Below are 456 nucleotides of genomic sequence, written 5' to 3' on the forward strand. Positions count from 1 at the left end.
TCAACATCTCTCTCCTTCTCCCTCTCCTCCCTCTTTTCTTCCCTTTCCCTCTCCTTTCCCTCTCTTTCCCTCCCCCCTTTTTCTCTCTTCTTTCCTCTCCTTCTTTTCTCTCTTCCTCTTCCCTCCTCTTTTTTCTTTTCCCTCTTTCTTTTTCTTCCGTCCCTTCCCTCCTTCCTCCTTTTCTCTCCTCCTTTTTCCCCCCCTTCTCTTCCTCTTCCCTCTTCTTCTCCCCTCTCCCTCCCCCTTCTTTCCTTTTTCTTTTTTTTCCGCCCGTCTTGTTCCTCTCTGTCGTTCTCCTCCCGTCTCCCCCCCTTCCCCTCTCCCCCCCTTCCTCCTCTTTTCTCTTTCCCCCCTCTCCTTCTCCTTTTCTTCCTCTCCCCTTTTCTCTCTCTTTCCCCTTCCTCCCCCCTTTCCCTTCCTTTCTCTTCTCCCCCTCTTCCTCTTCCTCCTCCCTCT

At 52.2% G+C, this 456-nt stretch carries 1 protein-coding gene; it reads right to left on the reverse strand.

Annotation, left to right across the window (positions count from 1 at the left end):
* Window positions 1–456: hypothetical protein (locus IB250_RS29190; RefSeq protein ID WP_192347026.1), on the reverse strand; the 456-nt coding region annotated here is incomplete at its 5' end.

Source organism: Pseudomonas sp. PDM09 (assembly GCF_014852305.1).
Taxonomy (GTDB): Bacteria; Pseudomonadota; Gammaproteobacteria; order Pseudomonadales; family Pseudomonadaceae; genus Aquipseudomonas.